Here is a 26,136-nt window from a genome sequence, read left to right on the forward strand (position 1 = left end):
GGTATATAAGCACCTTCAGTCCTGCCCCTTAATAAGCTGGCAGGACTGGCGGTCCATCAGAAACGAAGAAGCCCATAATCGCCAATACTGATCTCGCGCATGCGGAATTTCTGGACCTTGCCCGTCACCGTCATCGGAAACTCATCCACGAACTTGAAGTACTTGGGCGTCTTGAAGTGCGCGATACGTCCCTTGCACCACGTCTGGAGTTCCAGCTCACTGGCCACATGGCCCGGATGGAACTTGATCCACGCGACGATCGCTTCACCGTAGCGCTCATCCGGAATGCCGATGACCTGCACATCCGCTACCGCCGGATGGGTGAAGAAAAATTCTTCCAGCTCACGCGGGTACACGTTCTCGCCGCCACGAATGATCATGTCCTTGTTGCGCCCGGCGATGCACACGTAGCCCTGGGCGTCCATGCTCGCCAGGTCGCCGGTGTGCATCCAGCCGGCGGCGTCGATGGCCTCGCGGGTGGCGTCGGGATTGTTCCAGTATCCGAGCATCACACTGTAGCCACGGGTACAAAGTTCGCCGATCTCGCCGCGCACAACGGTGTTGCCGTCGGCGTCGATGATCTTGTTTTCAAGTTGCGGCTGAGTGCGGCCAACCGTGGTCACGCGGCGCTCCAGATCGTCATCCGCGCCGGTCTGCAAGGACACCGGGCTGGTTTCCGTCATGCCATAGGCAATTTGCACTTCACTCATGTGCATCTCGCTGATCACGCGGCGCATGACTTCGATAGGGCATGTGGCGCCGGCCATGATGCCGGTGCGCAAGGTGGACAGGTCGAACTCACCAAGGCGCGGGTGATCGAGCATGGCGATGAACATGGTGGGCACGCCGTACAGACCGGTGGCGCGTTCTTCGGCGACGGTAGTGAGTGTCAGCAGTGGGTCGAAACCATCATTGGGATAAATCATGGTGGTGCCGTGGGTGATGCAACCCAGGTTGCCCATGACCATGCCAAAGCAGTGGTACAGCGGCACCGGGATCACCGGTCGGTCCTGCGCGGTCAGGCCCAGGCTTTCGCCGACCATGTAGCCGTTATTGAGGATGTTGTGGTGGCTGAGGGTGGCGCCCTTGGGGAAGCCGGTGGTGCCGGAGGTGTACTGGATATTCACGGGTTGGTCGAAATGCAGGCTGGCCTGGCGGCTGTGCAACTGTTCGGGAGGGACGCCTGCACCGAGGGCCAATAGCTGCGACCAAGGCATGAATCCTGGGGGAGGACTGGGGTCGAGGCTGATCATGCCGCGCAGGTCGGGTTTCAATTCCTGCAACATCGCATGGTAATCGGACGTCTTGAACGACCCGGCGCACACCAGCCACTGACAGCCGGATTGCTTGAGCACGTAGTCCAATTCACTGCTGCGGTAGGCCGGGTTGATATTCACCAGGATCACGCCGAGCTTGGCACTGGCAATCTGGCTGATGCACCACTCGGCGCAATTGGGTGCCCAGATGCCCAGACGATCGCCGGTCTGCATGCCCAGAGCGAGAAACGCACGGGCGTGCACATCGACCGCTTCGGCCAATTGCCGCCAGGTGTAGCGGTGCTGCTGATGACGCACCACCAAGGCCTCACCCTCGGGGAATTGCGCGACGGTTCGGTCAAAGGCTTGGCCAATAGTCATGGCCAGCAAGGTCTTGTCCTGGGAGCCACGGCTGTAGCTCTGGTTTGGTTGATCCATAACGACCCCTGTTGTCTTTTTTGTAGGTTGACGTAAACGTAAACTACGATTGACAGCGCCGCAACGCAAGCTTACGTTAACGTAAAGGTGAGCGCCCTCCCCTGGCGCACCCTCCACACAAAAACAACGCTCACATTAAGGTGCCTGTCCATGAGTTACCCGTCCCTGAACTTCGCCCTCGGTGAAACCATCGACATGCTGCGCGACCAGGTGCAGTCCTTCGTGAGCAAGGAAATCGCGCCGCGCGCGGCACAGATCGACAGTGACAACCTGTTCCCCGCCGACCTGTGGCAGAAATTCGGCGACATGGGCCTGTTGGGCATCACCGTCCCGGAAGAATACGGCGGCGCCGGCCTGGGTTACCTGGCCCACGTGGTGGCGATGGAAGAGATCAGCCGTGGCTCGGCCTCGGTGGCGTTGTCCTACGGCGCACACTCGAACCTGTGTGTGAACCAGATCAATCGCAACGGTAACCACGCACAGAAACTCAAGTACCTTCCCAAACTCATCAGCGGCGAACACGTCGGCGCCCTGGCCATGAGCGAGCCGAATGCCGGTTCCGATGTGGTCTCGATGAAACTGCGCGCCGACAAACGCGGCGATCATTATGTGCTCAACGGCAGCAAGACCTGGATCACCAATGGCCCCGACGCCAGCACCTACGTGATCTACGCCAAGACCGACCTGGAGAAAGGCCCTCACGGCATCACCGCCTTCATCGTCGAGCGTGACTGGAAAGGCTTCAGCCGCAGCAACAAGTTCGACAAGCTGGGCATGCGCGGCTCCAACACCTGCGAGCTGTTTTTCGATGACGTTGAAGTACCCGAAGAAAACATCCTCGGCGTGCTCAATGGCGGCGTGAAAGTGCTGATGAGCGGCCTGGACTACGAACGCGTGGTGCTGTCCGGCGGCCCCACCGGGATCATGCAAGCCTGCATGGACCTGATCGTGCCCTATATCCACGACCGCAAGCAGTTCGGCCAGAGCATTGGCGAATTCCAGCTGATCCAGGGCAAGGTGGCCGACATGTACACCCAGCTCAACGCCAGTCGCGCCTATCTGTACGCGGTGGCCCAGGCTTGCGAGCGTGGCGAAACCACGCGCAAGGATGCGGCCGGGGTGATCCTTTACAGCGCCGAACGCGCCACGCAGATGGCACTCGACGCGATCCAGATCCTGGGCGGTAACGGCTATATCAATGAATTCCCTGCCGGTCGGCTGCTGCGGGACGCCAAGCTGTATGAAATCGGCGCCGGCACCAGTGAGATCCGCCGGATGCTGATCGGTCGCGAACTCTTCAACGAAACCCGCTGAAGGAGCGCACCATGGCCACCTTGCATACCCAACTCAACCCACGTTCGGCGGAGTTCGCCGCCAACAGCGCGGCGATGCGCCAACAGGTCGACGCGCTGCACAGCCTGCTCGCTCACGTGCAGCAAGGCGGCGGCGCCAAGGCCCAGGAGCGGCACACCTCACGCGGCAAACTGTTGCCCCGCGAGCGCATCAACCGTTTGCTCGACCCCGGCTCGCCGTTCCTTGAACTCAGCCAACTGGCCGCCCATCAGGTGTATGGCGAAGACGTGCCTGCCGCCGGGGTGATTGCCGGGATCGGCCGGGTGGAAGGCGTCGAATGCATGATCGTCGCCAACGACGCGACGGTGAAAGGCGGCTCCTACTACCCGCTCACCGTGAAAAAACACCTGCGCGCCCAGACGATCGCCGAGCAGAACCGCCTGCCGTGCATCTACCTGGTGGACTCCGGCGGCGCCAACTTGCCGCGTCAGGATGAAGTGTTCCCCGACCGCGAACACTTCGGGCGGATCTTCTTCAACCAGGCCAACATGAGCGCCCGAGGCATCCCGCAGATCGCAGTGGTAATGGGCTCGTGTACCGCCGGTGGCGCCTATGTGCCGGCCATGGCCGACGAAGCGATCATGGTGCGCAACCAGGCCACCATCTTCCTTGCCGGCCCGCCGCTGGTGAAAGCCGCGACGGGTGAAGTGGTCAGCGCCGAAGACCTCGGCGGTGCCGATGTGCACTGCAAGATCTCCGGCGTGGCCGACCACTATGCCGACAGCGACGAACACGCCCTGGCCCTGGCCCGACGCAGTGTGGCCAACCTCAATTGGCGCAAACAGGGCGAGTTGCTGCAACGCCCGCCCGTGGCGCCGTTGTACAGCAGTGAGGAGCTGTATGGCGTGATCCCGGCCGATGCCAAGCAGCCCTTTGATGTGCGTGAAGTGATCACGCGGCTGGTGGACGGTTCAGTGTTCGATGAGTTCAAGGCGCTGTTCGGGACCACGCTGGTGTGCGGCTTTGCACACCTGCATGGTTACCCGATTGCGATCCTGGCCAACAACGGGATTCTGTTTGCCGAGGCCGCGCAAAAAGGCGCGCACTTTATCGAACTAGCCTGCCAGCGTGGCATTCCGCTGCTGTTCCTGCAGAACATCACCGGGTTCATGGTCGGCCAGAAATACGAAGCCGGTGGCATCGCCAAGCACGGTGCCAAGCTGGTCACCGCAGTGGCCTGCGCCAAGGTACCGAAGTTCACGGTGATCATCGGCGGCAGCTTTGGCGCCGGTAACTATGGCATGTGCGGCCGCGCCTATGACCCGCGCTTCCTGTGGATGTGGCCGAATGCACGCATCGGCGTGATGGGCGCCGAACAGGCGGCCGGCGTGCTGGTGCAGGTCAAGCGCGAGCAGGCTGAACGCGCCGGCGTGGGGTTCAGCGCCGAAGAAGAGTCCGCCATCAAGCAGCCGATCCTCGACCAGTACGAAACCCAGGGCCACCCCTACTACTCCAGCGCGCGCCTGTGGGACGACGGTGTGATTGACCCGTTGCAGACCCGTGACGTGCTGGCCCTGGCCTTGTCCGCTTCGCTGAATGCCCCCATCGAGCCGAGCCGCTTCGGCGTGTTCCGCATGTAAATGGAGCTGTATCCCATGAGCGACTTCAACACCCTCGAACTGATCACCGACCGCCGTGGCTTTGCCACGCTGTGGCTCAGTCGTGAAGCCAAGAACAACGCGTTCAACGCAGAGATGATCCGCGAACTGATCATCGCCCTCGACCACGTACAGGGTGATCCATCCCTGCGCTTTCTGGTGCTGCGCGGGCGCGGCAAGCATTTCAGCGCCGGGGCCGACCTGGCCTGGATGCAGCAATCGGCCGAGCTGGATTACCACACCAATCTGGACGATGCCCGTGAGTTGGCCGAGTTGATGTACAACCTGGCCAAGTTGAAAATCCCGACCCTGGCGGTGGTGCAAGGCGCGGCCTACGGCGGTGCGCTGGGCTTGATCAGTTGCTGTGACATGGCGATTGGTGCGGACGATGCGCAGTTCTGTCTGTCAGAAGTGCGCATTGGCCTGGCGCCGGCGGTGATCAGTCCGTTCGTGGTGCAAGCCATCGGCGAGCGTGCAGCACGGCGCTATGCGTTGACCGCTGAGCGCTTTGGTGGCCAACGGGCACGGGAGATCGGTTTGTTGGCGGAAAGCTATCCGATCAGCGAGTTGGATCAACAGGTCGAACAGTGGATTGCCAACCTCCTGCAAAACAGCCCGGCGGCCATGCGCGCCAGCAAGGACTTGCTGCGCGAAGTGGGCCACGGTGCCCTCACCCCGGCCCTGCGCCGCTATTGCGAAAACGCCATTGCGCGCATCCGTGTCAGCGCCGAAGGCCAGGAAGGCCTGCGCGCCTTCCTGCAAAAACGTCCACCCAGCTGGCAGTCGCAGGAGCCGCGTTCATGAGCATGTTGACGACCCTACTGGTGGCCAACCGTGGCGAGATTGCTTGCCGAGTGATGCGCACCGCCAAGGCCATGGGCCTGACCACCGTGGCGGTGCACAGCGCCACTGACCGCGATGCGCGCCACAGCCGTGAGGCGGATATCCGCGTCGACCTGGGCGGCAGCAAGGCCACTGACAGCTACCTGCAAATCGACAAACTGATCGCTGCAGCCCAGGCCAGCGGTGCCCAGGCGATCCATCCGGGTTACGGTTTTTTGTCGGAGAACGCAGGTTTTGCCCGCGCGATTGAAGCGGCCGGATTGATCTTTCTCGGCCCGCCCGCCTCGGCCATCGATGCCATGGGCAGCAAGTCGGCCGCCAAGGCCTTGATGGAAACCGCCGGGGTCCCCTTGGTACCGGGTTACCACGGCGAAGCCCAGGACCTGGAGACCTTCCGCGCAGCCTGCGAGCGCATCGGCTATCCCGTGCTGCTCAAGGCTACGGCGGGTGGAGGCGGCAAGGGCATGAAGGTGGTCGAGGATGTCAGCCAGTTGGCCGAAGCCCTGGCCTCGGCACAGCGCGAGGCACTGTCGTCCTTCGGCAATGGGCAGATGTTGGTGGAAAAGTACCTGCTCAAGCCACGCCATGTGGAGATCCAGGTGTTTGCCGATCAGCATGGACATTGCCTGTACCTCAATGAACGTGACTGCTCGATCCAGCGTCGTCACCAGAAGGTCGTCGAAGAGGCGCCAGCACCGGGACTGAGTGTTGAACAGCGCAAGGCCATGGGCGAAGCCGCCGTGCGCGCCGCCCAGGCCATCGGCTATGTCGGCGCAGGCACCGTGGAGTTCTTGCTGGACGCACGCGGTGAGTTCTTCTTCATGGAGATGAACACTCGACTGCAAGTGGAGCACCCGGTGACCGAGGCGATCACCGGCCTGGACTTGGTGGCCTGGCAAATCCGTGTCGCCCAGGGCGAGGCGTTGCCGATCACCCAGGAGCAGGTGCCGCTGGTCGGCCATGCGATCGAAGTGCGGCTGTATGCCGAAGACCCGGCCAATGACTTCCTGCCTGCCACCGGTCACCTGGCGCTGTACCGCGAATCCGCACCGGGCCCTGGGCGCCGCGTGGACAGCGGTGTGGAGCAAGGCGACAGCGTGTCGCCGTTCTACGATCCCATGCTCGGCAAGCTGATTGCCTGGGGTGAAGACCGTGAACAGGCGCGATTGCGATTGTTGGCCATGCTGGAGGAGTTTGCCATCGGCGGGCTCAAGACCAACCTGGGCTTCTTACGGCGGATTATCGGACACTCGGCATTTGCGGCAGCCGAGTTGGATACCGGGTTCATTCCGCGCTATCAGGAACAGTTGCTGCCGGCGCCTGGGGAATTGAGTGATGAATTCTGGCAAGCGGCGGGCGCGGCCTTCATTCAGAGCTTGCCGAAGGGTGATGGACCTTGGGGGGAGACGCGAGGGTTTCGTGCCGGGTTGCCTGCCGAAGTTTCGCTGCATCTGAGCTGCAATGGCCAGGATCGGTTAGTCACGCTGGCCGCGGATGCGCCGAACTTGCAAGGCGAACAGTTGCTGATCGAGCAACAAGGCGTGCGTCGCAGCCATCTGGCAGTTCGCAGCGGCATCCGCGTGTTTTTGCGCTGGGACGGCGAGATGCAGGGCGTGACAGTGTTCGACCCGATTGCGGCGGTTGAGGCCAACCAGTCCCATCAAGGCGGCCTGACGGCGCCGATGAACGGCAGTATCGTGCGGGTGCTGGTGGAGGTCGGCCAAAACGTTGAGGCCGGCACGCAACTGGTGGTGCTGGAGGCCATGAAGATGGAACACAGCATCCGCGCGCCTCAAGCCGGGGTGATCAAGGCGCTGTTCTGCCAGGAAGGTGAAATGGTCGCAGAAGGTTGCGCGTTGGTGGAACTCGAACCGGCCGGCTAGAACTTTGCCGTGGCTTGCACAACGACGCCCAGGATGTGGCAGTCATCAGTGAATAGCTGCTTTGGGTAGGTGGGATTGAGCGGCACCAGGTAGAGCTGGCCGCTTTCTTCCAGCAATTGGCGGAAGGTCGCCTGGGGGCTCGCGGCCCATTGGGCGACCACCAGCTTGCCAGGCTCGGCCTGAATGGCCGGGTCGACCAGGATCAGCATGCCCGCGCTGATGCTCAGTCCGCTGGGCGCGGTCATAGCGTCGCCGCTGACCGGCAGCCAGAACGCTTCGCCCTGGGCATGGTAATCGGTAAGTTCAAAGCGGGCAGCGCCATAGGCCGCACGCTCTTCACGGACCTCGCACAGCCCGCTCCAATCGCTGACCGGGTAGCGGAAATACGGGGTGTAGTGCTTCTGCACAGGGACTTCCTCGGCCCGCTCGCGAATGTCCAGCGCGACTTCCAGATACCCCAACCCCAACGCCGCCAACACCCGGTTCATATCCACGACGCTAGGCGCACGGCGTTTATTGAGCCAATGCCCCACGCCGCCTTGAGACATGCCCAGGCGCTCAGCCAATTCACCCTGCGTGACCTTGCGGTCTTCCATGTTGGCCTTGACCAACGCTATCCAGTTATCCATGGGCGCTGACAATACGTCACGCAGTTTTCAGGGCAATAAACAGTTTGTAGTAATCCATAAAACGACATGAATACGATACGTACTATCATCGGACATAAGGTTTTTGACACCCACGACAGAGTACCGCCCCTTATGACGACCAGCCCGTATCCCCTACCCGAAACCCCTGAAGACCACGACCTGCGTAGCAGCGGTGCCGTCCGGCGCGCATTGGACTTTTACTTGAAAGAAGATATGTCGACGACAGCCCCTGACGACGCCCTGTTCGCCATCAAACCAGGCATCAGCCAGGAGGAAGCCCTGGTGCACGCCTCGGACCTGTTGCGCAGTGCCGCAGCCACGGCGTATGAATCTGCGAGCAGCCACCAGGGCAATCATCGCGACCTGGCGTTTTCGGTGGTGTACTTGATTGATATGGCGAAGGCGATGGTGGAGCGGTCGTTGCAGGCGCCAGCGGCTCGAGCGAACGGATAACAGGCGCAGAAGAAAAATATTTCTATCTCACGGATAAAAACATTTGACTTGCAAATGATAATGATTATTATTGGACCTAGCTGATCGCGAGATCAGTCGATAGACCAAGGGACCTTAGGTCGGACTCTTGGAATATCTCCTCATCAGGCTAATCACGGTTTTTGACCCGGCTCTTTGGCCGGGTCTTTTTTTTGCCAGTTTCCCTGGCATGGCTTCAGGCTAATGAAGACTGTCTGTTGCTCGATGGCGCGCATGGTAGCAAAAGACCATCGTCAAAAGAAAGCCAGTCGAACGCTCTAGTCCAAACCTTTGCGAAATAGCGCTTGAGAATCAATCTCATAGATTCTAAGCTGCTGCGGCGTCAAGGATGACGCCCCCTCCCCCGTGCAATAATTTTGCGTCCAGTCTTTACCAGACTCCTGTGTAATATAGCCGCCACAACACTCATATTCAGGCAACCAGACTATGACCGTGGCCTTGACCTCCATTAAGATCAGCACCGACTTCGACAGTGGCAATATCCAGGTACTGGATGCCCACGATTCCCACCAGTTGTTGCTGGCGATCAAACCCGACACCCGTAGCCAGCATTTCCAATGGTTCCACTTCAAGGCCGAAGGCATGCACGTGGGCCACACCCACACTTTTCGCCTGAGTAACGCGGGTAAGTCTTCCTACCCACACGCGTGGAGCGGCTACAACGCCGTGGCGTCATACGACCATATCAACTGGTTTCGGGTGCCCTCGCGCTTTGATGGGGAAATCCTGCATATCAGCCTTGAGACCCGTGAGAGGCACGCCTGGATCGCCTATTTCGAACCCTACAGCCGTGAGCGTCACGACTGGCTGATCGAGCAAGCCTTGAACCGCGCCGGTACCCAACTGCTGGCCACCGGTAAAAGTGTCGAAGGCCGTGATATCCAACTGCTGCGTCGCGGCAAAGGCGGCGCCGGTCGACGCAAGGTCTGGATCATCGCCCAACAGCATCCTGGCGAACACATGGCCGAATGGTTTATGGAAGGCATCATCGAACGCCTGCAACAGGACGGTGATGACGAGTTGAAAAACCTGCTGAAAGTCGCCGACCTGTACCTGGTGCCCAACATGAACCCGGACGGCGCGTTCCACGGCCATCTGCGCACCAACGCCATGGGCCAGGACCTCAACCGCGCATGGCAGAGCGCCAGCCAAGCGATCAGCCCAGAAGTGTTGTTCGTGCAACAACAGATGGAAAAATACGGCGTCGACCTGTTCCTCGATATCCATGGCGACGAAGAAATCCCCTACGTCTTTACCGCCGGCTGCGAAGGCAATCCCGGCTACACCCCACGCATCGAGAGGCTGGAAAAACACTTCCGCAGCCACTTGAGCGGCCTGACCCGCGACTTCCAGACCACCTACGGCTACACCCGCGACCTGCCCGGCGAGGCCAATATGACCCTGGCGTGCAACGCGGTAGGCCAGCAATACGACTGCCTGTCACTGACCCTGGAGATGCCCTTCAAGGACAACGACGACGCCCCCAACGTTACAACCGGCTGGTCCGGTGAACGCTCCAAGCAACTGGGCAAGGACGTATTGAGCACGGTCGCCGATATCGTGACGGCCCTACGCTAACCCCAAGGAGCCGGCATGCCGGCTCCTACACACTCAGCGTTTACTGCCAGTCATGCTTTGCAACACACCATCGCGGCGGATGAACCCATGGAACAGCGCCGCCGCCAAGTGCAACAGCACCGTCAGGAACAGCAGGTACGCCAGAAATCCATGGGCCCTGCGCAGCACCGCGAACAACGGCGCATTCGCCCCCACCAGCGCCGGCAACTGCACCGAACTGCTGAGCATCACCGGGTCGCCCGCCGCCGAAATCATCGCCCAGCCCAGCAGCGGCAACACCAGCATCAGCGCATACAACACCAGATGGGACGCCTTGGCCGCCAGTACTTGCCACAGCGGCAAGTCGGCAGGCAACGGCGGTTGGCGCGTGGCGAAGCGCACGACCAAGCGCACGATCACCAAGGCCAGGATCGCGATCCCCAACGGCTTGTGCAGGTGGATCAACCATTCATGGCGCTCCGAAACAGAAGCCGCCAGGCCCGCGCCGATAAACAGCATGGCGATGACCATCAGCGCCATCAGCCAGTGCAGCAGGCGCGCCAGGGGTGCGAAAAACCGCGGTTGGGCATTCATGGTTTCGACTCCTGAGGGGCGTTGTGCAACGGACTGACTTCACCGGCACGACGCAGGTACGAACTGGCGTACGCCGCCGACCGAGCTGCCAGCAACGGGTCATTGGAGGCTTCGATGCCGCTGGGCAGAATCAGTGGATCAAAATTGATATCGCGGCAATCGCCATCAGCCTGCGGCTGGCTGCTTTGCAGCACCAAGGTGCCGGCGTTGATGACTTTATGCTCGCCAGTCCAGGCCTTGCTTGCATCGTCCACCGGGTCGCCGGGGTTGGCCAGGGTCATGTTCAATTGCCAGCGCAACGGCCCGATCGCCAGGCGCTGGACCAGGTCCTTCTCCAGGAAATCACTGCCGGCGGCGGCGAGATCGCCCGCCGCATCCTGACGCTGCGGCACCACGCCCCAACGCACGGCCTGGCGATTGCCATCGGCCCCTACCAGGAAGAACGCGTTGATACCGTTGTAGGTTTCGGTGGCATAACTGGCCGAAGGCTTGGCGGTCTTGACCCACGCCAGGAACGGCGCAGTCTCGGGATGGGCGGCAAAAAATGCCGGCATGCTCGCCGGGTCCGGCTTGCCGGTGGCAGGCTGCGGTGCACCGGCCTTGAGCATTTGGTAGAACGCCTCGGGCGTGCCCACCGGAAACACTGGCATGCTGTTCATGCCGGTGCGCCACTGCTGGCCGTTGGCCTGGCTGAATTGCACGGCAAAACTGCGGATCGGCACACTGCTGTCCGGCGCGTAGGGGTTACCGCTCGGCAAGGCGAACCGACCGATCAACGGCGTCCTGGCCTCACTGAATACCTGGGCGCTGGAATAGGCACGAACTTGGGCACTGCTCTCGAAATACCCGGCCACGCACACACCCTTGGCGTGGTTACGCCGGAAGCCAGGGTGCACGCCGTTGTTGGTTTCCAGGGCATTGACCAGGGTTTTAGGACGCAGGCGCTGTGGATCGAGGGTGCCATTGACGTAGGCGAAAGCCCCCGCCACAACCGCAACCACGGCACCGATACCTGCCAGGCGCGCGATCAGGCTCGCAGTGCTCAGCGGAGGACGGGGCGGTGATGAGTGATCTACCATGAAGGAACTCCAGGGCCGAAGGCCTTAGGGGTGAACATAATGAGAGGTGAACATAAGGTCGGAGCATTAAGACGAACGTCGATCGGCTCTATTCCCTGGCCTTTGATTTATTTCCCAGGATCGGGAATAACCGTACACGCCGCACGTCTCTCTAGTCCCAGCGTAGTGACCAGCCAGATTCCCATGCATGAACTCGACGAACAGTTACGTGAACTCATCCCCAGGCTGCGGCGTTTTGCCGTGTCCCTGACCCGTAACGCCAGCAGCGCCGACGACCTGGTGCAGTCGACCCTGGAGCGGGCGATCACCAGCTGGGCCGACAAACGCGTTGAAGGCGACTTGCGCGCCTGGCTGTTTTCGATCCTCTACCGGCAGTTCCTCGATGCCCACCGTCGCACCCGGCGCTATGCGCGCATGCTGGAATTCTTCACCGGACGCGACGATGCGCAGCCGTCGGTGGAACGTACGGTGATCGCCCAAGCGACCCTGCAAGCCTTCGATCAACTCAACACCGAGCAGCGCGCGCTGCTGTTGTGGGTTTCGGTCGAAGGCCTGAGCTACAAGGAAATCGCCGAGATTCTTGAGGTGCCCATCGGCACCGTGATGTCGCGCCTGTCACGGGCGCGCCAAGCCTTGCGTCAACTCAGTGATGGCGAAATTGCCAGCCCTTCCCTGCGGATACTCAAATGATCAGCCTGCCCCCCAGCGAACGCGATTTGCATGCCTACGTCGATCACCAACTGCTGGAGAGTGATCGCCGCATGCTTGAAACCTACTTGGCCGCCCACCCGGATGTCGCCGCCCAGGTCCACGCCTGGCAACACGACGCGCAGTTGCTGCGTGCCGCGCTGGGCGGTGCCCTGCAACAGCCGGCCAACCCGGACCTGGACCCGGCGCTGATCCGCCAGCGCATCAAGCGTCAATCACGGCGCCATTTTGCTACGGCCGCCGTGCTGCTGATCGCTATCAGCCTCGGCGGTATCGGTGGCTGGCACGCCCGTGAAGCCACCCAGCCCGCCCAACTGCCCATGGCCGATGCGATGCAGGCGTTCCGCTTATTCGCCCAGGACAGCATCATGCCCGCCGACTACAAAGTGCAAGGCAGTGGCACGATGCAGGCCTGGCTCGACCGCTACTTCAACCAGGCACACCGCCTGCCGGACCTGAGTGCTTCCGGGTTCACACCGGTCAGCGGGCGCCTGCTCACCACCGAGCAAGGCGCCGCGGCCATGGTGCTATATGAGGACCCGCAAGGCCGGCGCATCAGTTTCTATATCCGCCCACCGGGACCGGAGAACGGTTTCCTGCCCCGTGGCAGCCGCAGTGCCGATGGTTTGCAGGCCCAATATTGGTCCGGTGCCGGCTACAACTATGCGGTGGTCAGCCCGGCAGACCAGCCCACTCCGGCGATGCTGAAGTTCTAGAAGCCCACGTCGAGTACCACGTTGTCGAGGTAGGTGCCGGCCGGCGGAGTGGTTTGATCGCTATAGATCCTGGCGTTGTAGTTGAACACCTGGCTGCCGGTGCCCAGGCCATTGCCGGGGTTGACCTCGGCGGTGGAGCTGTCGCGACGCGCCGCGCCCACACTGCCCCAACGGGTGGTGCCGGCGCTTTTGAAGATGTCGTAGGCCAGGTAGTTGCTGCCTGAGATCATCCGCCGCCGCCCGCCCGCGCTGACGGAATTCTGGCCGTCGCTCAACCCTACGCTGTACGCACTGCCCTTGGTGCAGGAAATGCTCGCCTGCCCGGTCACCGTGGTGAAACCACTGATCACCGGGGCGCTGCCGAAACTGATATTGGGCGCGGTGATCTGGCAGTCATTGGTGACGGTCATGCTCACCGTCAAAGCGGCGGTACCACTGCCGATGTCACGGCCCAGGCAGACACCGCCAATGCCAATCCCCGAGCAGTAGTTCCAGTTCCAGGCAATGTTCAAGGTCTCGGTGTACAAGCCAGCGGCGACGTTGCTGCCGGTGATGCTGCTCACGTACAGCGGCACGGTTTTCGAGCCAGGCCCCGCGATCAACCCGATGCTCTGGGCAATGCCCCCCGCCCCGCCAAAATCGAATTGCGCCCCACGGGTTATCGGAAAGCTGGTGCTGTTGTTGGCGTAGATCGTATAGCCGATGACGTCACCGGTAGGCCCGACCATGCCGGTCTTGGAGGAGGTGATCGTCGCGTAGAAATGGTCGGAGGACACCAGCAGCGAGATCAATGCCGAGGTGCAGCTCAACCCTGAGTTGGCTGTCGACGTGGCCTGCGCCGCCGTGCGTACCGTCATCGAGCTGATCGACCCGAAGCTCGCCGGCAGCGTGGTCACCACCGAACACGCTGCCATGGCCTGGCCCGAGAACACTACGCCTACGACAGACAGCCACCCCAGCCCCCTCATTGGCACACCAACGGCCCGATCAGCGGCACGCCTTGTTGCTGCTCGTCCATCTCGAACCGCGCCTGGCACGTACGCCCTTCACCCAACGTGACCTGCAAGGTGTTATGCGCCGAGAGGTTTTCCAGGTACACCAGGCCATCCCAGCCGACCACCGCCTGCTGGTTGCTCTGCTCGTGCAGCACCAGGCTGCCCAGGGGCAGTTCCTGATGCTCGGTGTCCACCAGGGTGACGCTGGCCGCGAGCACCCGGCGCAGCGGGAACTCCAGCAGGTAGCCACTGCCACGGCGCACCGACACACGCTGCTCCACATTCGGGCTCTGCACGTTGAGCGGCAGGTTCAGCGGATCGATTTCATATTTGGCGCGGTAGTACGCGCTGCTCCACGGCACCAGCAGGTGGCCGTTGCGGTCGGTTTCTCCCACCAACTGGTTCTCGTAGCGCACCGGGATCCCGGCGAAACCCTGGGTACTCACCACCACAAAGGCATCATTGATCCGGTTGGCGGCAAAGGTGTCGCCGCCCATCCACACCAGCGAGCCGCTGGCATCCGCCCAGCGGGTCTCGGCATCGCTGCTGCCGTACACGCCGGCCTGCAACTGCACCGACTGCAAGCGCCAGGTCAGGTCAGCCTGCCGATACGCCGCGCCATCGCCCTGAGCATAACCGAGGTTGTAGCCCACCCCGCCCTCGCTCGGCACCGCGCTGCTGTAATTGAGGCGCTGGCGACTGGCGCCATCCTTGCTGCGCTCGGTGCTCACGGCCAGGCTGCCGTTGAGGTCGAACGGGATAACCAACTGCGCCTGCATCGCCCAGTTACTGTCGCCGATCTCACGGTTGGCCGACAGGTAGAAACTGGTGTTGTGCCACAGGGGTTTGCTCCAGCTCAGGTTGAGCAAGCGCGTGCGCGAATCGTCCGCTGCCTGCACGTCGAAGTAACCTACGCCCAGGCTGCCGAAGCGCTCAAGGTTGAGGCTCAAGGTCACTTGCTCGCTGCGTTTGCTGAGGCTGGCATAGGGGGTGTCGACCAGAGTCAGGTCGGCGTACTCGTCGCGCCGTTCGACCCGCTGGTACGACAGGCTGTAGCGCGTGCTGTTGTATGAATACCCCAGGCTCAGTTGCTGGCCGCTGCGCCCTTCGAACTGGCTTTGGCTGACGGCAGTGTTGAGCACGCCGAAGTTGCCCAGCCGCAGGTTGCCACCCAGGCCGCCGAGGGTCAGGTCACTGGAGGCTTCGGCGTGGCTTTCCAGAGTCAGGTTGTCGGAATAACCATAACGAAAGGTGCCGCTGGCAACGCCAGGCCCGTAGGCGAAATCCTTCAAGGTGTATTCCCGGCGCAAGGAACCGGCGGCCACCGAGAAATCCGTCAGGCCTTTTTGCAGCAGCGAACTCGTCACATAAAACGGCACCGTGGTCGACACCTGGCGACCCAGCGCGTCGGTGGTCACCACCACCGCCTCACCGGCACCATTGATAAATGGCACGTTGGTCAGGGTGTAAGGCCCTGGTTGCAGCAACGCGCTGTCGGATTTGTAGCCGTTGATAAACAGGTCCACCGACGACGGCACCGCGGCCTCACCGGCAAATTGCGGCAAGGGGTAGGTCACCAGGTCCGGGCGCACGGCGAAGTCCCGTGAAAACTGCATCCCACCCAGACGCACCGAGCTGCTCCAGGGCAAGGCGCCGCTGATCACGTCACCGGCCTCGTAGGTCAGCAGTCGTTCGTCATCGGAGAAACGCCAGGTAGTGTCATAGCGCCGGTAGCCGTTGTTGAAGGTACTGCTGCTGACGCCATCGGCCAGGGTCTGGCGGTATTGCCCGGTATTGGACAAGGTGCCCCAGGTATCGAACAGCCGCACTTCGTTCCAGGCGGCGAGGTAGCTGCCGCCTTCGTCGGTATCGTTGAAGTACAGGTCATAGTTGAGCAAGGCGCCGAAACTGCTCATCGCCTGGGTGCGCGGGTAGGTGTTGCGGTTGCCGATGAACTGTTCCTTCAGCCAGGCAGGCGGCACATCCAGCAGCAGGCGTTGACCATTGCTGTCGTAGTCACTGTGCAGGCCTGGGATGGTGTCCAACGCCACGCTGCCACTCAGGTCACCGGGTAGTTTCATGCCCACATCCTGCAACGCGCTGGCGGGGACAAAGAGCTGCCCGGCACGTTGATCGACCGCGATGACGCGACCGGTGTCCATCTGGTTGACCACCAGCTCCAGAAACAACTGTGCATCGGCGACAGCCTCCATACTGCTCGGCGGCGGCGGCAGGTCGCCAGCCACGCCCTGGGGCGCAACCATGGCGGCCCATAGCCCGCTTACCACTGCCACCGACGGCCATAGACGACGAGCCCGACCACGACTCACACATGGCGTTGTGTCCTTCAATGGACATCTCCATCCGTTTAAATCCCGGAGCGTCCCGCCCCGCTACACTCGGTTACCGCTTCGGCGCCAGGTTCTCCAACTGTTGCGCACCGTTGACCCTGACTTGCAGGGGCTGATCAGCCGACAGCGTATCCGGCACTGGCCAACGCATGGTCGCGCCCGGTAGCACGTAGCCCAACAGGCCATCCACCAGGGGTTTGGTCTGGCCGCCCTGTTTGAATGAGGCATCGGTGAGGCGCGCATGCACGGCGCCCTGGTTACGCACCTCGATGTAGTTGCGCCCCGCCACCGTAACCTTGTGCCAGCTCAAGTCTGGCTTGCCTGCTCCCTTGGGGTCGCGCTGGCGTGTGCTGTCTTCCTTGCTCCACAGGCCGGCGCCATAGGCAAACAGCGGCACCGAGTAACGCATCTGGAAGCGAATCGCCGCCGCAGTGTTCTTGCCCTCCGGCGGTGTCGGCACCTGCAAGGGCGAAGGGATTTCATCGATGATGATGCGGTAGGCCAACTCTTGTCCCGGCGGGACTTCGCGGGTGCGGGTCAGGCGTACCAGTTGTTTCTGCCCAGGCTCGATTCGCGCAACCGGCGGGCTGCCGATCACATCGCGCTGGTTCTGGTATTGCTCGTCAAAGCCGCTCTGGCTCCAGGCAAATACACGAATCTGCAGGCTCGCGGTTTCGCTTCCACGGTTTTCCAACCACAACGCACTGGCCTGTTGATCGGCCTCCAGCACCGGGTCGATGGGCCAGATCAGCACCGAACTGGCTGCCTGTACGAACCCCGCCGTGCACACCGCACTCAAGGCAATACCCGCGGCCCACAGCCGCCGGGAAGGTGAACGCATAACCCCACTCCTTATACCGATTGCCTTACCACGTCAGCTGCACCTGCAGCGTGTCGCTGTATGTCCCCCCAGGCTGATTGCCCGGCAATTGCACCCGCCCGTAGATCGGCAGGCTGATGTTGTTCGCATCGCTGTACGCCACATTGACGCTCTGGCCGATCCCCAGGCTCTGGCTGAACGCCGCATCCCGAAACAACTGGTAAGCCACCCGCGCGCTGCCGCTGTTGAGCTGCAGATTGCGCCCGGTGCTGCTGTGCAGGCCGCCGTCGACGCTCATGCTCAATGTCACCCCCGGCGTGCATTGCAAGGTGACACCCCCGGTCAACGCCGCCGTGACCGTACTGGTGGCCAGGGCCGAGTAACTGCCGTAGGTCAACGCGCCGTAATTGGAGCCCCCGCCCACAATCAGACAACCCGGCGTGATAGTCGCGCTCACCTGGAAGCTCTGGCTGGTCACCGCCGACAACGGCAGCGGCACCGCCAGCCCACAGGCCAGCAACACTCTGAGCCACATCGCTAGAACGTCAGTTCCACGGCCACGGTGTCGGTGTAGGTGCCGGCTGGCAGACCCGCCTTGCCCACCGCCCGACCGTAGAGATTGACGGTTTGCGCCACGCCGGTACTGGTGGCGAGCGTGATCACGCCGTCAATCGCCAACAGCGCGGAGTGGCCGCTGTCAGTGTAGAAGTCGTAGGGCACGAAGTTGCCTGCACCGTCGGCCAACGCACGACTGCCACCCGGGGACGCACCGTCATGGGCACCGGCACGCACCTTGACCGCTGGCGTGGTGCCGCTGGAACACAGGATCGACAGCGCCCCGCCGGTGCCGGTGCCGCCAAGCAACTGGGCATCGGCGTTGGTGAACAGGCTGTTGGTGGTGCCGAAGTTCAAGCTACCGAAGTTCAGCCCGGTCGCCGCACCGGAACCGTTGACCTGGCAACTGGCGATCAATATCAGGCTCGATGTGATCTGGCCGGTGACCGTGGTTGCCGCATTGAGGTTGGAGGCCATTGCCAGCCCCAGCGCGCAAGCGCCTAAACGCGAAACAAGTACATGCATGGTGTTCATCCTCTTGAGTTACCAGTCCAGTGTCACCGTCAACGTGTCGGTGTAGATCCCTGCCGGTAAGGCACTGGTATTTGCCACCACGGAGCCAAACACCGGGATCGGTATCTGGGTGCCCTTGGCCACGACAAAATTGCGTTGCTGGCCGATGCTGTAGGTGCTGCGGCCCTGTGGATCGGCAGACAGCCGATACGGAATCATCTGACGCCCATTGCTCAGGCGCCGCGTAGTGCCATCGCCGTTGGTACCGCCGTCGATAGTCACGGTGAAGCTTGAGACCGAGGGGTTGCACGACACCGCCAGCGGCGCCTTGTCGCCGTCGGAGACCGCTGCGCCCAGCGTGTTGTTCCAAGTCGGTCCCTGGCTGCCGAAGTCGAGCATCGCCGTACCTCCCGTGGGGTTGACCGGCGCGCTCTCGACGCCTTTGCTCACTTCGCAACTGGCGGTGATCACCAGTCGCGCCTGGATAAACCCGGTGGCGACAGCCGCCTGCACGTCATCCGCCAGCACCAGCAAGCCTCCCATGGCCATCACGGCCAGATAGCGGCTTACCATGTGACAGTAACCTTGAGCAGGTCGGTGTAGCGGCCGACGGCGGGGATGTCCTTGAGCGGCTCGATGCGGCCATACAGCGGCAGGTTGACGAAGCCTGCATCCGGCACACGACCACTGATCGGCACATCCACCGGCAACGGCACGCGCCGCGCGGCGTCGGCATAAATTCGATAGGGAATAGGTTTGATCAAAGGGGTAGCGCTGAGGTAACGGACTTCACCGGTGCCGCCATGCAGGCCGCCATCCACACGCACCTGATACGGAGTGTCCGGGTTGCATTCCAGCCGTGGCTGGCGCTGACTGATCAGTGCCGCACTCAGGGGCCCGGCCGGGTCATCCAGACGCGCGCCGCTGCCGAAATCCAATACGCCAAGCTGCTCGATGCCAGCACTGCGGGTGGTGCCCACCAACTGGCAGCCCCGCTGCACGTCTATACGCACCTCCACCTGGAGTTGCGCCCCGAAAGCCGTGCTGCAGAGCATCGCGCCCATGACTGCCAATACTGCTCGTCCCTTCACTGCCCCAAATCCTTGTACAGGGGTGACTGCTGTGTAGAAGGTTAGTCACTCAACGAGAAACTGCCAGTCGGGGCAGGCTTGCAAGCGTGACATGCCTTTTCGAGATAGCACGCAGCGCCCTTCTCTATTGGTCAAAACGCAGCAGTCGCCCTAAAGTGAGCGACCACTGAAATACAGAGTGACTCGCATTGGCCGCGCTTTCCCTGATCCGTCGCCTGCTCGGCAAGAAAACCGACGCCCTCGACGCCTCACCTATCCCCGCGTTCTTCCAGCAAAAAGCCGAGCAACAGGGTTACACCCTCAGTGCCGGACAAACCCGAGCCATTGCTGCCCTGGCCCGAGAAACCCAGCACCTGCTCGCCGGCCGGCACACCCGTAGCCTGTACCTGCACGGGCCGGTTGGGCGCGGCAAAAGCTGGCTGCTGGATGGTTTTTTCCAAGCGTTGCCGATTACCGAGAAGCAGCGCGTGCATTTCCATGACTTTTTCGCGCGCCTGCATCGCGGCATGTTCACACACCGTGAGCAAGACGATGCGCTGGCCGTGACCCTCGACGAACTGCTGACGGACTGCCGGGTGTTGTGTTTCGACGAATTTCACGTCCACGACATCGGCGACGCGATGCTGATCACGCGGCTGTTCAAAGCCTTGTTCCAACGCGGTGTGCTGGTGCTGGTGACGTCCAATTATGCGCCACAGGGGCTGCTGCCCAACCCGCTGTACCACGAGCGTTTCAAGCCGGTGATCGACCTGATCGATGCGCGCATGGAGGTATTGGAAGTCAGTTCGCCCCAGGACTTTCGCAGCCTGCCCCAGGCCCAAAGCACACAACGCTTTACCAGCGGTCAGTACGTTTGGCCGGGGACTGCGCGTCAGCGCGAAGCCTTGTGTCTTCCCGCTGCCGACTGCCCACCACAGCCCCTGGCCGTCGGCAATCGGACGTTGATCTGCCGTCACCGCGCAGGCCGCTCCATCGCCTTCACCTTCAGCGATCTTTGCGAGCAGTTGACCGCAGTAATGGACTACCTGCTGCTGTGCCAGGACTACGATCACTGGACCATCGACGGCCTGCCTCAACTGGCAGACTGCCCAATCGCCGTACAGCAACGTTTTATCAACTTGGTGGACGTGCTCTACGACCGGGACAAGCACCTGATCCTGATCGGCGCGCAGCCCCTAGACCTTGCCCTGAGCGGCCAGGCCATCGACCTGGCCCGCACCGCCAGCCGTTTGGGACAATTGCAACAGGCTGACCCGCAACTGGCACCTGACCCGGTATCATGAGCGCCATTGATGCCCCTTTGCCGAGTGACCACCCCGTTCATGCATACCCTCGACCAACTCAAGGCCGGCCAACTGGCCGGTATCGCCCGCCTGGACCTGTCCTGCGGGCTGACCGAATTCCCCCGGGAAATCTTCGAACTGGCCGACTCCCTGGAGATCCTCAACCTCAGCGGTAACGCGCTGAGCAGCCTGCCCGACGACTTGCACCGGCTGCCCCATCTGCGCGTGCTGTTCTGCTCGGACAACCGGTTCACCGAGTTGCCGGCAAGCCTTGGCCAATGCGCCAAATTGAGCATGATCGGCTTCAAGGCCAACCAGATCAGCCACGTGCCTGCCGCCGCGCTGCCGCCGTTGTTGCGCTGGTTGATCCTCACCGATAACCGGATCAGCCAGTTGCCCGACGAACTGGGCAAGCGACCGCTCTTGCAAAAGCTGATGCTGGCCGGCAACCAACTGGCGCACCTGCCAGAAAGCCTGGCCAACTGCCATAACCTCGAATTGCTGCGCATCGCCTCCAACCGCTTCTCCCAACTGCCGGAATGGTTACTGACACTGCCAAGCCTGGCTTGGCTGGCCTATGCCGGCAACCCTGTGGAAATGGCCGTGGACGTAGCGGGTGATGACGCTACGCCGAACATTCCCTGGCCAGAGCTGGAACTGGCCGAAGTCCTTGGCGAAGGCGCTTCCGGCATTATCCGCAAGGCCCTGTGGAAACCGTCAGGCCAGCCCGTCGCGGTCAAACTCTACAAAGGCACCATCACCAGCGATGGCTCGCCGCTGCACGAAATGCAGGCCTGCATCGCTGCCGGGCTGCACCCCAACCTGATCAAGGTAGAGGGCCGCGTGGTCGGCCACCCGGATGACCAAGCCGCACTGGTCATGGACCTGATCGACCCGAGCTACCGCAACCTCGCGGCCTTGCCGAGCCTGGCGTCGTGCACCCGCGACATTTATGAATCGGGAACTCGCTTCAGCCTGGAAGTGGCGCTGCGCATGGCGCGGGGCATCGCTTCGGTCGCCGCGCACCTGCACCGGCACGGCATCACCCACGGTGACCTGTATGGCCACAATATTCTGTGGAATGCAGCCGGCGACTGCTTGCTGGGGGATTTTGGCGCGGCATCGTTCCATGCGACGGCGGATAGCGTGGAAACCAGGGCATTGCAGCGGATTGAAGTGCGGGCGTTCGGGATTTTGCTGGGGGAACTGCTGGAGCGGGTTGAAGGACAGGCCAGTGATGAGTTGGTTAGGCTGGAAAAAAGCTGCTGTCAGCCAGATGTGCTGGCGCGGCCGGGGTTCGACGAAATCGAAACCATGCTGGGTTCTATACAACACCACTAAACCAATGTGGGAGCGGGCTTGCTCGCGAATGCGGTGTATCAGTCAATCAATATGTTGACTGACTCTGCGCATTCGCGAGCAAGCCCGCTCCCACATTTAGATCACATGTATCCTGCTAAAAATCAGCCAGCCAACCCGACAAACATATCCTGCACGTCGTCATGGTTGTCCAAGCCCTCGAGGAAGGCTTCAACCTCAGCCATCTGCTCATCGCTCAAACCGCTCACCGGGTTCTTCGAGAGGTAGCCCAGCTTGGCTGACAGCACGGTGAAACCTTGCTCCGGCAAGGCTTTCTGTACGGCGTCGAGGTCGGTGGTCTCGGTGATGAACAAGGTGGTGCCCTCTTCTTCGCCGTCTTCGAAATCCTGGGCGCCAGCTTCAATGGCGGCCATTTCCGGATCGGCGTCCGGGCTGTCCGGCGAGGCTTCGATCAGGCCGACGTGGTTGAAGTCCCAGGCCACGGAACCGGAAGCGCCCAGTTGGCCTTTGCGGAAAGCCACGCGGATTTCCGCCACCGTGCGGTTGATGTTGTCGGTCACGCACTCGACGATCAGCGGCACTTGGTGCGGCGCAAAGCCTTCGTAGGTGACGCGGTGGTATTGCACGGTTTCGCCGAGCAGACCGGCGCCTTTCTTGATGGCGCGGTCCAGGGTTTCCTTGGGCATCGAGGCCTTTTTGGCCTGTTCCACCACCAGACGCAGGTGGGCGTTGGTGGAGGTGTCGGCGCCGTTGCGGGCGGCGATGGTGATTTCTTTCACCAGCTTGCCGAAGATCTTGCCCTTGGCATTGGCTGCCGCTTCTTTATGTTTGACTTTCCACTGTGCGCCCATGACTCACTCTCTTCTGTCCATCGCGCCCAAACGTCTACTGGCCGGCGCTTTGGGGGCAGAGTTTATAGCGCAAAAACGCAACGTTCCACCAAAAAACCGTCAGGGCGCCAACTCGAAAAACGCCTGAATCAAGCGCAACGACCGACGCCGCTCCATGCAACCGAGCATGTGCCGGTTAACCAGCCCGTTGCCCTGGAGCGGCACGGCGCGCACGCGCGGGTCCGGGCTGACCTCCATCGACGACACCACGCCTACGCCCAATTCAGCGGCAACGGCTTCGGTCACCGCCTCGCGGCTGTCCAGTTCCAGCAGCACCTTGGGCTGTACACCGACAGCCAGGCAAGCGTCATCGAACGTACGCCGGGTGATGGAACTCGGCTCGCGCAGCACCATGATCACCTCATTGAGTTGCTCCAGGCGGATCCCCTTGGGCAGCGCGGCCCACGGGTGACTGGCCGGCACCAGCGCGCAAATCCGTGATTCGCTCAAAGGCTGCAGATGCAGGCCGTTGCGCGGTTCCACCTCCGTCAGCACCGCCACATCCGCATGCTCAGACAGCAACGCAGCCAGGGTTTCCTGGGCATTGCCCAAGCGCAGGTTGACGGTGATGCCGGGGTAGCGCGCACGCAGACTGGCGATCATCGGCATCACCAAGTGCGGGCCGTCGGCCGCGACTTCCAGGCGCCCAATGAGCAATTGGCGGTTGGCCTCGAGCATCGTCTGCGCTTCGTCCACCAGGCCGAAGATGGCCCGGGTGATAGCCGCCAACCGCGCGCCCTCCTCCGTCAATTCCACGCGCCTGGCGGTGCGGCGTAACAACGGAATCTGATAGTGCTCTTCCAGCGCCTTGATATGCCCGGTCACCGCCGGCTGGCTGATAAACAACCGCGCCGCCGCACGGGTAAAACTGCCCTCGCGGGCCACGGCATCGAATGCACGCAGTTGAAACAGGTTCATAGCTATCGGCCTCACTGATAGCTCGCATAACAACAAACAATTTGATTGATGACAAGCCAAACTGCAATTTAGGCGCCGTAGATTCATCCGATGCTTCGCAAGGACTTGTAATGACGACGCCCATCCTGCTCACGCCCGGCCCGCTGACCACCTCCGCCCGCACCCGCCAGGCCATGATGGTGGACTGGGGTTCATGGGACGACCGCTTCAACCGCCTCACCGCCAGCGTCTGCGAACAATTACTGGCAATCATCGACGGTGTGGCCAGCCACCATTGCGTGCCGTTGCAAGGCAGCGGCACCTTCGCCGTCGAAGCCGCCATCGGCACCCTTGTGCCGCGTAACGGCAAGGTGCTGGTGCTGATCAACGGCGCCTACGGCAAGCGCCTGGCAAAAATCTGTGAAGTGCTCGGCCGCGACTTCAGCACCTTTGAAACCGCCGAGGACGAACCCACCACCGCCGCCGATGTGGACGGTCTGCTGCAAGCCGACCCGGCCATCACCCACGTCGCACTGATCCACTGCGAAACCAGCACCGGCATTCTCAACCCCCTGGCCGAGATCGCCCAAGTCGTGAAAACCCACGGCAAGCGCCTGATCATCGACGCCATGAGTTCGTTTGGAGCGCTGCCGATCGATGCCCGCGAAGTACCATTCGATGCGCTGATCGCCGCGTCAGGCAAGTGCCTGGAAGGCGTGCCGGGAATGGGTTTTGTCTTCACCGATAAACAGGCGCTGGCCGCGGCCCAAGGCAATTGCCACTCCCTGGCGTTGGACCTGTTCGACCAGAACGCCTACATGGCCAAAACCGGCCAATGGCGTTTCACCCCGCCGACCCATGTAGTCGCAGCCCTGCACGAAGCGCTGCTGCAATACGTCGAGGAAGGCGGTTTGCCCGCCCGCCATCAACGCTATGCACGCAACTGCCAGGCACTGCTCGACAGTATGGCCGAACTGGGCCTGCGCAGCTTCCTACCGACTGAAATCCAGGCGCCGATCATCGTCACTTTCCACGCCCCCCAGGACCCGCGCTACCAGTTCAAGGACTTCTACGAACGGGTCAAGGCCAAGGGTTTCATCCTTTATCCGGGCAAGTTGACCCAGGTGGAAACCTTCCGTGTGGGCTGCATCGGGCATGTGGATGCGAGGGACATGCAAGCAGCCGTCGCCGCGATCGCGCAAGTACTGCAAGACATGAATGTGCTCCAACCTGTGGGAGCCGGCTTGCCGGCGATCACCGGCGACGCGGTCATTCTGTAAAACCTCATTTTCGTTCATCGCTGGCACGCCAGCGCCTACAGGATTTGTGTATGAACTATCAGAACCCCAACACCCTTCAGGCGGTGATCCTCGACTGGGCCGGCACCGTGGTCGACTTCGGCTCCTTCGCCCCCACGCAGATCTTTGTCGAAGCCTTCGCCGAATTCGACGTGCAAGTCTCCATCGAAGAAGCCCGTGGCCCAATGGGCATGGGCAAGTGGGACCACATCCGCACCCTTTGCGACCAGCCGCAGGTCGCCGAGCGCTACCGCAAGGCTTTTGGCCGTACGCCGACCGATGACGACGTGACAGCTATCTACCAGCGCTTCATGCCCTTGCAGATCGAGAAGATCGCCGAACACTCGGCGCTGATCCCTGGCGCCCTCGACACCATCGCCCGGTTGCGTGTGCAAGGCATCAAGATCGGTTCCTGCTCCGGCTACCCCAAGCAAGTCATGGATAAAGTCGTCGCCCTGGCCGCCACCAACGGCTATATCGCCGACCATGTGGTCGCCACAGACGAAGTGCCCAACGGTCGCCCATGGCCGGCCCAGGCCCTGGCCAACGTCATCGCCCTGGGCATTGACGATGTGGCGGCGTGCGTGAAGGTCGACGACACCGTGCCGGGCATCCTCGAAGGGCGGCGCGCCGGCATGTGGACCGTGGCCCTGACCTGCTCCGGCAATGCGCTGGGCCTGACCTACGAGCAATTCCGCGCCTTGGATGCTAGGACCCTGGCCAGCGAGCGCAAACGGATCGAGGCGATGTTCGAAGGCTCGCGCCCGCACTACTTGATCGACACCATCAATGACCTGCCTGCAGTGATCGCTGACATCAACCGGCGCCTGGCTGAAGGCGAGATGCCTCAGAGCATTAATGGCTCACCTTGTTCGATGAGGTGAGCTATTAGCACCTGATGGCTCCAACACAGGGCTTGGATTAGTGGAGTTACACCACAACGCCCCCGCTATTCT

Annotated in this window: 25 protein-coding genes; 12 read left to right on the plus strand and 13 right to left on the minus strand. The window is 61.9% G+C overall.

What is annotated here, in order from left to right; translation table 11 throughout:
* Positions 1–56 precede the first annotated feature (56 nt).
* Positions 57–1,694 carry an AMP-binding protein gene (locus U367_RS0110515; RefSeq protein ID WP_028616895.1) on the minus strand — a complete coding sequence of 546 codons (1,638 nt, stop codon included), beginning with the start codon at positions 1,692–1,694 and terminating at the stop codon, positions 57–59.
* Positions 1,695–1,844: 150 nt separating this feature from the next.
* Here U367_RS0110515 and U367_RS0110520 point away from each other — a divergent pair, with 150 nt between their 5' ends.
* From U367_RS0110520 to U367_RS0110535, 4 genes are read left to right on the plus strand one after another with little or no spacing between them, the layout of a single operon-like run.
* Positions 1,845–3,008, plus strand: coding sequence for an isovaleryl-CoA dehydrogenase (locus tag U367_RS0110520; RefSeq protein WP_028616896.1), 1,164 nt, complete (start codon positions 1,845–1,847; stop codon positions 3,006–3,008).
* Between the two features lie 11 nt (positions 3,009–3,019).
* The gene (locus tag U367_RS0110525; protein WP_028616897.1) at positions 3,020–4,627 is read left to right on the plus strand and encodes a carboxyl transferase domain-containing protein; all 1,608 of its coding nucleotides are present in this window, start codon (positions 3,020–3,022) and stop codon (positions 4,625–4,627) included.
* 15 nt (positions 4,628–4,642) lie between these two features.
* Positions 4,643–5,449, plus strand: a complete 807-nt coding sequence (locus tag U367_RS0110530; RefSeq protein WP_028616898.1) for a gamma-carboxygeranoyl-CoA hydratase — start codon at positions 4,643–4,645, stop codon at positions 5,447–5,449.
* Positions 5,446–7,371: an acetyl/propionyl/methylcrotonyl-CoA carboxylase subunit alpha gene (locus tag U367_RS0110535; protein ID WP_028616899.1), complete on the plus strand. Its 1,926-nt coding sequence runs from the start codon at positions 5,446–5,448 to the stop codon at positions 7,369–7,371. Before U367_RS0110530 ends, U367_RS0110535 begins: the two co-directional genes overlap by 4 nt.
* Here U367_RS0110535 and U367_RS0110540 read toward each other — a convergent pair.
* Positions 7,368–8,000, minus strand: coding sequence for a LexA family protein (locus U367_RS0110540; RefSeq protein WP_028616900.1), 633 nt, complete (start codon positions 7,998–8,000; stop codon positions 7,368–7,370). The two genes, U367_RS0110535 and U367_RS0110540, sit on opposite strands and share 4 nt — an antisense overlap.
* A gap of 132 nt (positions 8,001–8,132) precedes the next feature.
* Here U367_RS0110540 and U367_RS0110545 point away from each other — a divergent pair, with 132 nt between their 5' ends.
* Together U367_RS0110545 and U367_RS0110550 are read left to right on the plus strand one after the other, a co-directional pair.
* Positions 8,133–8,474 (plus strand): DUF6124 family protein, encoded by a 342-nt coding sequence (locus tag U367_RS0110545; protein ID WP_028616901.1) that lies wholly within the window; start codon positions 8,133–8,135, stop codon positions 8,472–8,474.
* Positions 8,475–8,939: 465 nt separating this feature from the next.
* Positions 8,940–10,091, plus strand: coding sequence for a M14 family metallopeptidase (locus U367_RS0110550; protein ID WP_028616902.1), 1,152 nt, complete (start codon positions 8,940–8,942; stop codon positions 10,089–10,091).
* Between the two features lie 33 nt (positions 10,092–10,124).
* Here the strand turns inward: U367_RS0110550 and U367_RS0110555 are convergent, their stop codons facing one another.
* Entirely contained in the window at positions 10,125–10,664 is a 540-nt protein-coding gene (locus tag U367_RS0110555) for a cytochrome b (protein ID WP_028616903.1), read from the minus strand.
* Positions 10,661–11,743 carry a catalase family peroxidase gene (locus U367_RS0110560; RefSeq protein WP_028616904.1) on the minus strand — a complete coding sequence of 361 codons (1,083 nt, stop codon included), beginning with the start codon at positions 11,741–11,743 and terminating at the stop codon, positions 10,661–10,663. The genes U367_RS0110555 and U367_RS0110560 overlap by 4 nt, the downstream gene beginning before the upstream one ends.
* Before the next feature lie 183 nt (positions 11,744–11,926).
* On the opposite strand from U367_RS0110560, the gene U367_RS0110565 reads away from it, so the two are divergent.
* Together U367_RS0110565 and U367_RS0110570 are read left to right on the plus strand one after the other, a co-directional pair.
* Positions 11,927–12,433, plus strand: coding sequence for an RNA polymerase sigma factor (locus tag U367_RS0110565; RefSeq protein WP_028616905.1), 507 nt, complete (start codon positions 11,927–11,929; stop codon positions 12,431–12,433).
* Positions 12,430–13,167 carry an anti-sigma factor family protein gene (locus U367_RS0110570; RefSeq protein WP_028616906.1) on the plus strand — a complete coding sequence of 246 codons (738 nt, stop codon included), beginning with the start codon at positions 12,430–12,432 and terminating at the stop codon, positions 13,165–13,167. The genes U367_RS0110565 and U367_RS0110570 overlap by 4 nt, the downstream gene beginning before the upstream one ends.
* On the opposite strand, the gene U367_RS0110575 is transcribed toward U367_RS0110570, so the two are convergent.
* The 7 genes from U367_RS0110575 to U367_RS0110605 all read right to left on the minus strand — a co-directional run bounded on the left by U367_RS0110575 (position 13,164) and on the right by U367_RS0110605 (position 19,465).
* Positions 13,164–14,081, minus strand: coding sequence for a Csu type fimbrial protein (locus tag U367_RS0110575; protein ID WP_050587889.1), 918 nt, complete (start codon positions 14,079–14,081; stop codon positions 13,164–13,166). The genes U367_RS0110570 and U367_RS0110575 overlap by 4 nt on opposite strands.
* Positions 14,082–14,131: 50 nt before the next feature.
* Positions 14,132–16,426, minus strand: coding sequence for a fimbria/pilus outer membrane usher protein (locus U367_RS0110580; RefSeq protein WP_028616908.1), 2,295 nt, complete (start codon positions 16,424–16,426; stop codon positions 14,132–14,134).
* Positions 16,427–16,565: 139 nt separating this feature from the next.
* Entirely contained in the window at positions 16,566–17,354 is a 789-nt protein-coding gene (locus U367_RS0110585; RefSeq protein ID WP_028616909.1) for a fimbrial biogenesis chaperone, read from the minus strand.
* A 25-nt stretch (positions 17,355–17,379) separates the two neighbouring features.
* Complete coding sequence (locus U367_RS0110590) at positions 17,380–17,868, minus strand: Csu type fimbrial protein (RefSeq protein ID WP_028616910.1); 489 nt, start codon at positions 17,866–17,868, stop codon at positions 17,380–17,382.
* Positions 17,869–17,870: 2 nt separating this feature from the next.
* The gene (locus tag U367_RS0110595) at positions 17,871–18,413 is read right to left on the minus strand and encodes a Csu type fimbrial protein (RefSeq protein WP_025999725.1); all 543 of its coding nucleotides are present in this window, start codon (positions 18,411–18,413) and stop codon (positions 17,871–17,873) included.
* A gap of 18 nt (positions 18,414–18,431) precedes the next feature.
* Complete coding sequence (locus U367_RS0110600) at positions 18,432–18,974, minus strand: Csu type fimbrial protein (protein WP_028616911.1); 543 nt, start codon at positions 18,972–18,974, stop codon at positions 18,432–18,434.
* Positions 18,968–19,465 carry a Csu type fimbrial protein gene (locus U367_RS0110605; protein ID WP_032864188.1) on the minus strand — a complete coding sequence of 166 codons (498 nt, stop codon included), beginning with the start codon at positions 19,463–19,465 and terminating at the stop codon, positions 18,968–18,970. Before U367_RS0110605 ends, U367_RS0110600 begins: the two co-directional genes overlap by 7 nt.
* A gap of 215 nt (positions 19,466–19,680) precedes the next feature.
* Between U367_RS0110605 and zapE the strand changes: the two genes are divergently transcribed.
* A complete protein-coding gene (zapE, locus tag U367_RS0110610) occupies positions 19,681–20,775 on the plus strand; it encodes a cell division protein ZapE (protein ID WP_028616913.1) in 1,095 nt (364 codons plus the stop codon).
* 39 nt (positions 20,776–20,814) lie between these two features.
* Positions 20,815–22,116 carry a protein kinase gene (locus tag U367_RS0110615; RefSeq protein ID WP_028616914.1) on the plus strand — a complete coding sequence of 434 codons (1,302 nt, stop codon included), beginning with the start codon at positions 20,815–20,817 and terminating at the stop codon, positions 22,114–22,116.
* 122 nt (positions 22,117–22,238) lie between these two features.
* Here the strand turns inward: U367_RS0110615 and U367_RS0110620 are convergent, their stop codons facing one another.
* Positions 22,239–22,946 (minus strand): YebC/PmpR family DNA-binding transcriptional regulator, encoded by a 708-nt coding sequence (locus tag U367_RS0110620; RefSeq protein WP_028616915.1) that lies wholly within the window; start codon positions 22,944–22,946, stop codon positions 22,239–22,241.
* 99 nt (positions 22,947–23,045) lie between these two features.
* The gene (locus tag U367_RS0110625) at positions 23,046–23,903 is read right to left on the minus strand and encodes a LysR substrate-binding domain-containing protein (protein WP_028616916.1); all 858 of its coding nucleotides are present in this window, start codon (positions 23,901–23,903) and stop codon (positions 23,046–23,048) included.
* Positions 23,904–24,013: 110 nt separating this feature from the next.
* Here U367_RS0110625 and U367_RS01000000130050 point away from each other — a divergent pair, with 110 nt between their 5' ends.
* Together U367_RS01000000130050 and phnX are read left to right on the plus strand one after the other, a co-directional pair.
* Positions 24,014–25,162, plus strand: a complete 1,149-nt coding sequence (locus U367_RS01000000130050; protein WP_050587863.1) for a 2-aminoethylphosphonate--pyruvate transaminase — start codon at positions 24,014–24,016, stop codon at positions 25,160–25,162.
* Between the two features lie 50 nt (positions 25,163–25,212).
* The gene (gene phnX, locus U367_RS0110635) at positions 25,213–26,064 is read left to right on the plus strand and encodes a phosphonoacetaldehyde hydrolase (protein WP_028616917.1); all 852 of its coding nucleotides are present in this window, start codon (positions 25,213–25,215) and stop codon (positions 26,062–26,064) included.
* Positions 26,065–26,136 lie beyond the last annotated feature (72 nt).

It is taken from the genome of Pseudomonas canadensis (assembly GCF_000503215.1).
Lineage (GTDB): Bacteria > Pseudomonadota > Gammaproteobacteria > Pseudomonadales > Pseudomonadaceae > Aquipseudomonas > Aquipseudomonas canadensis.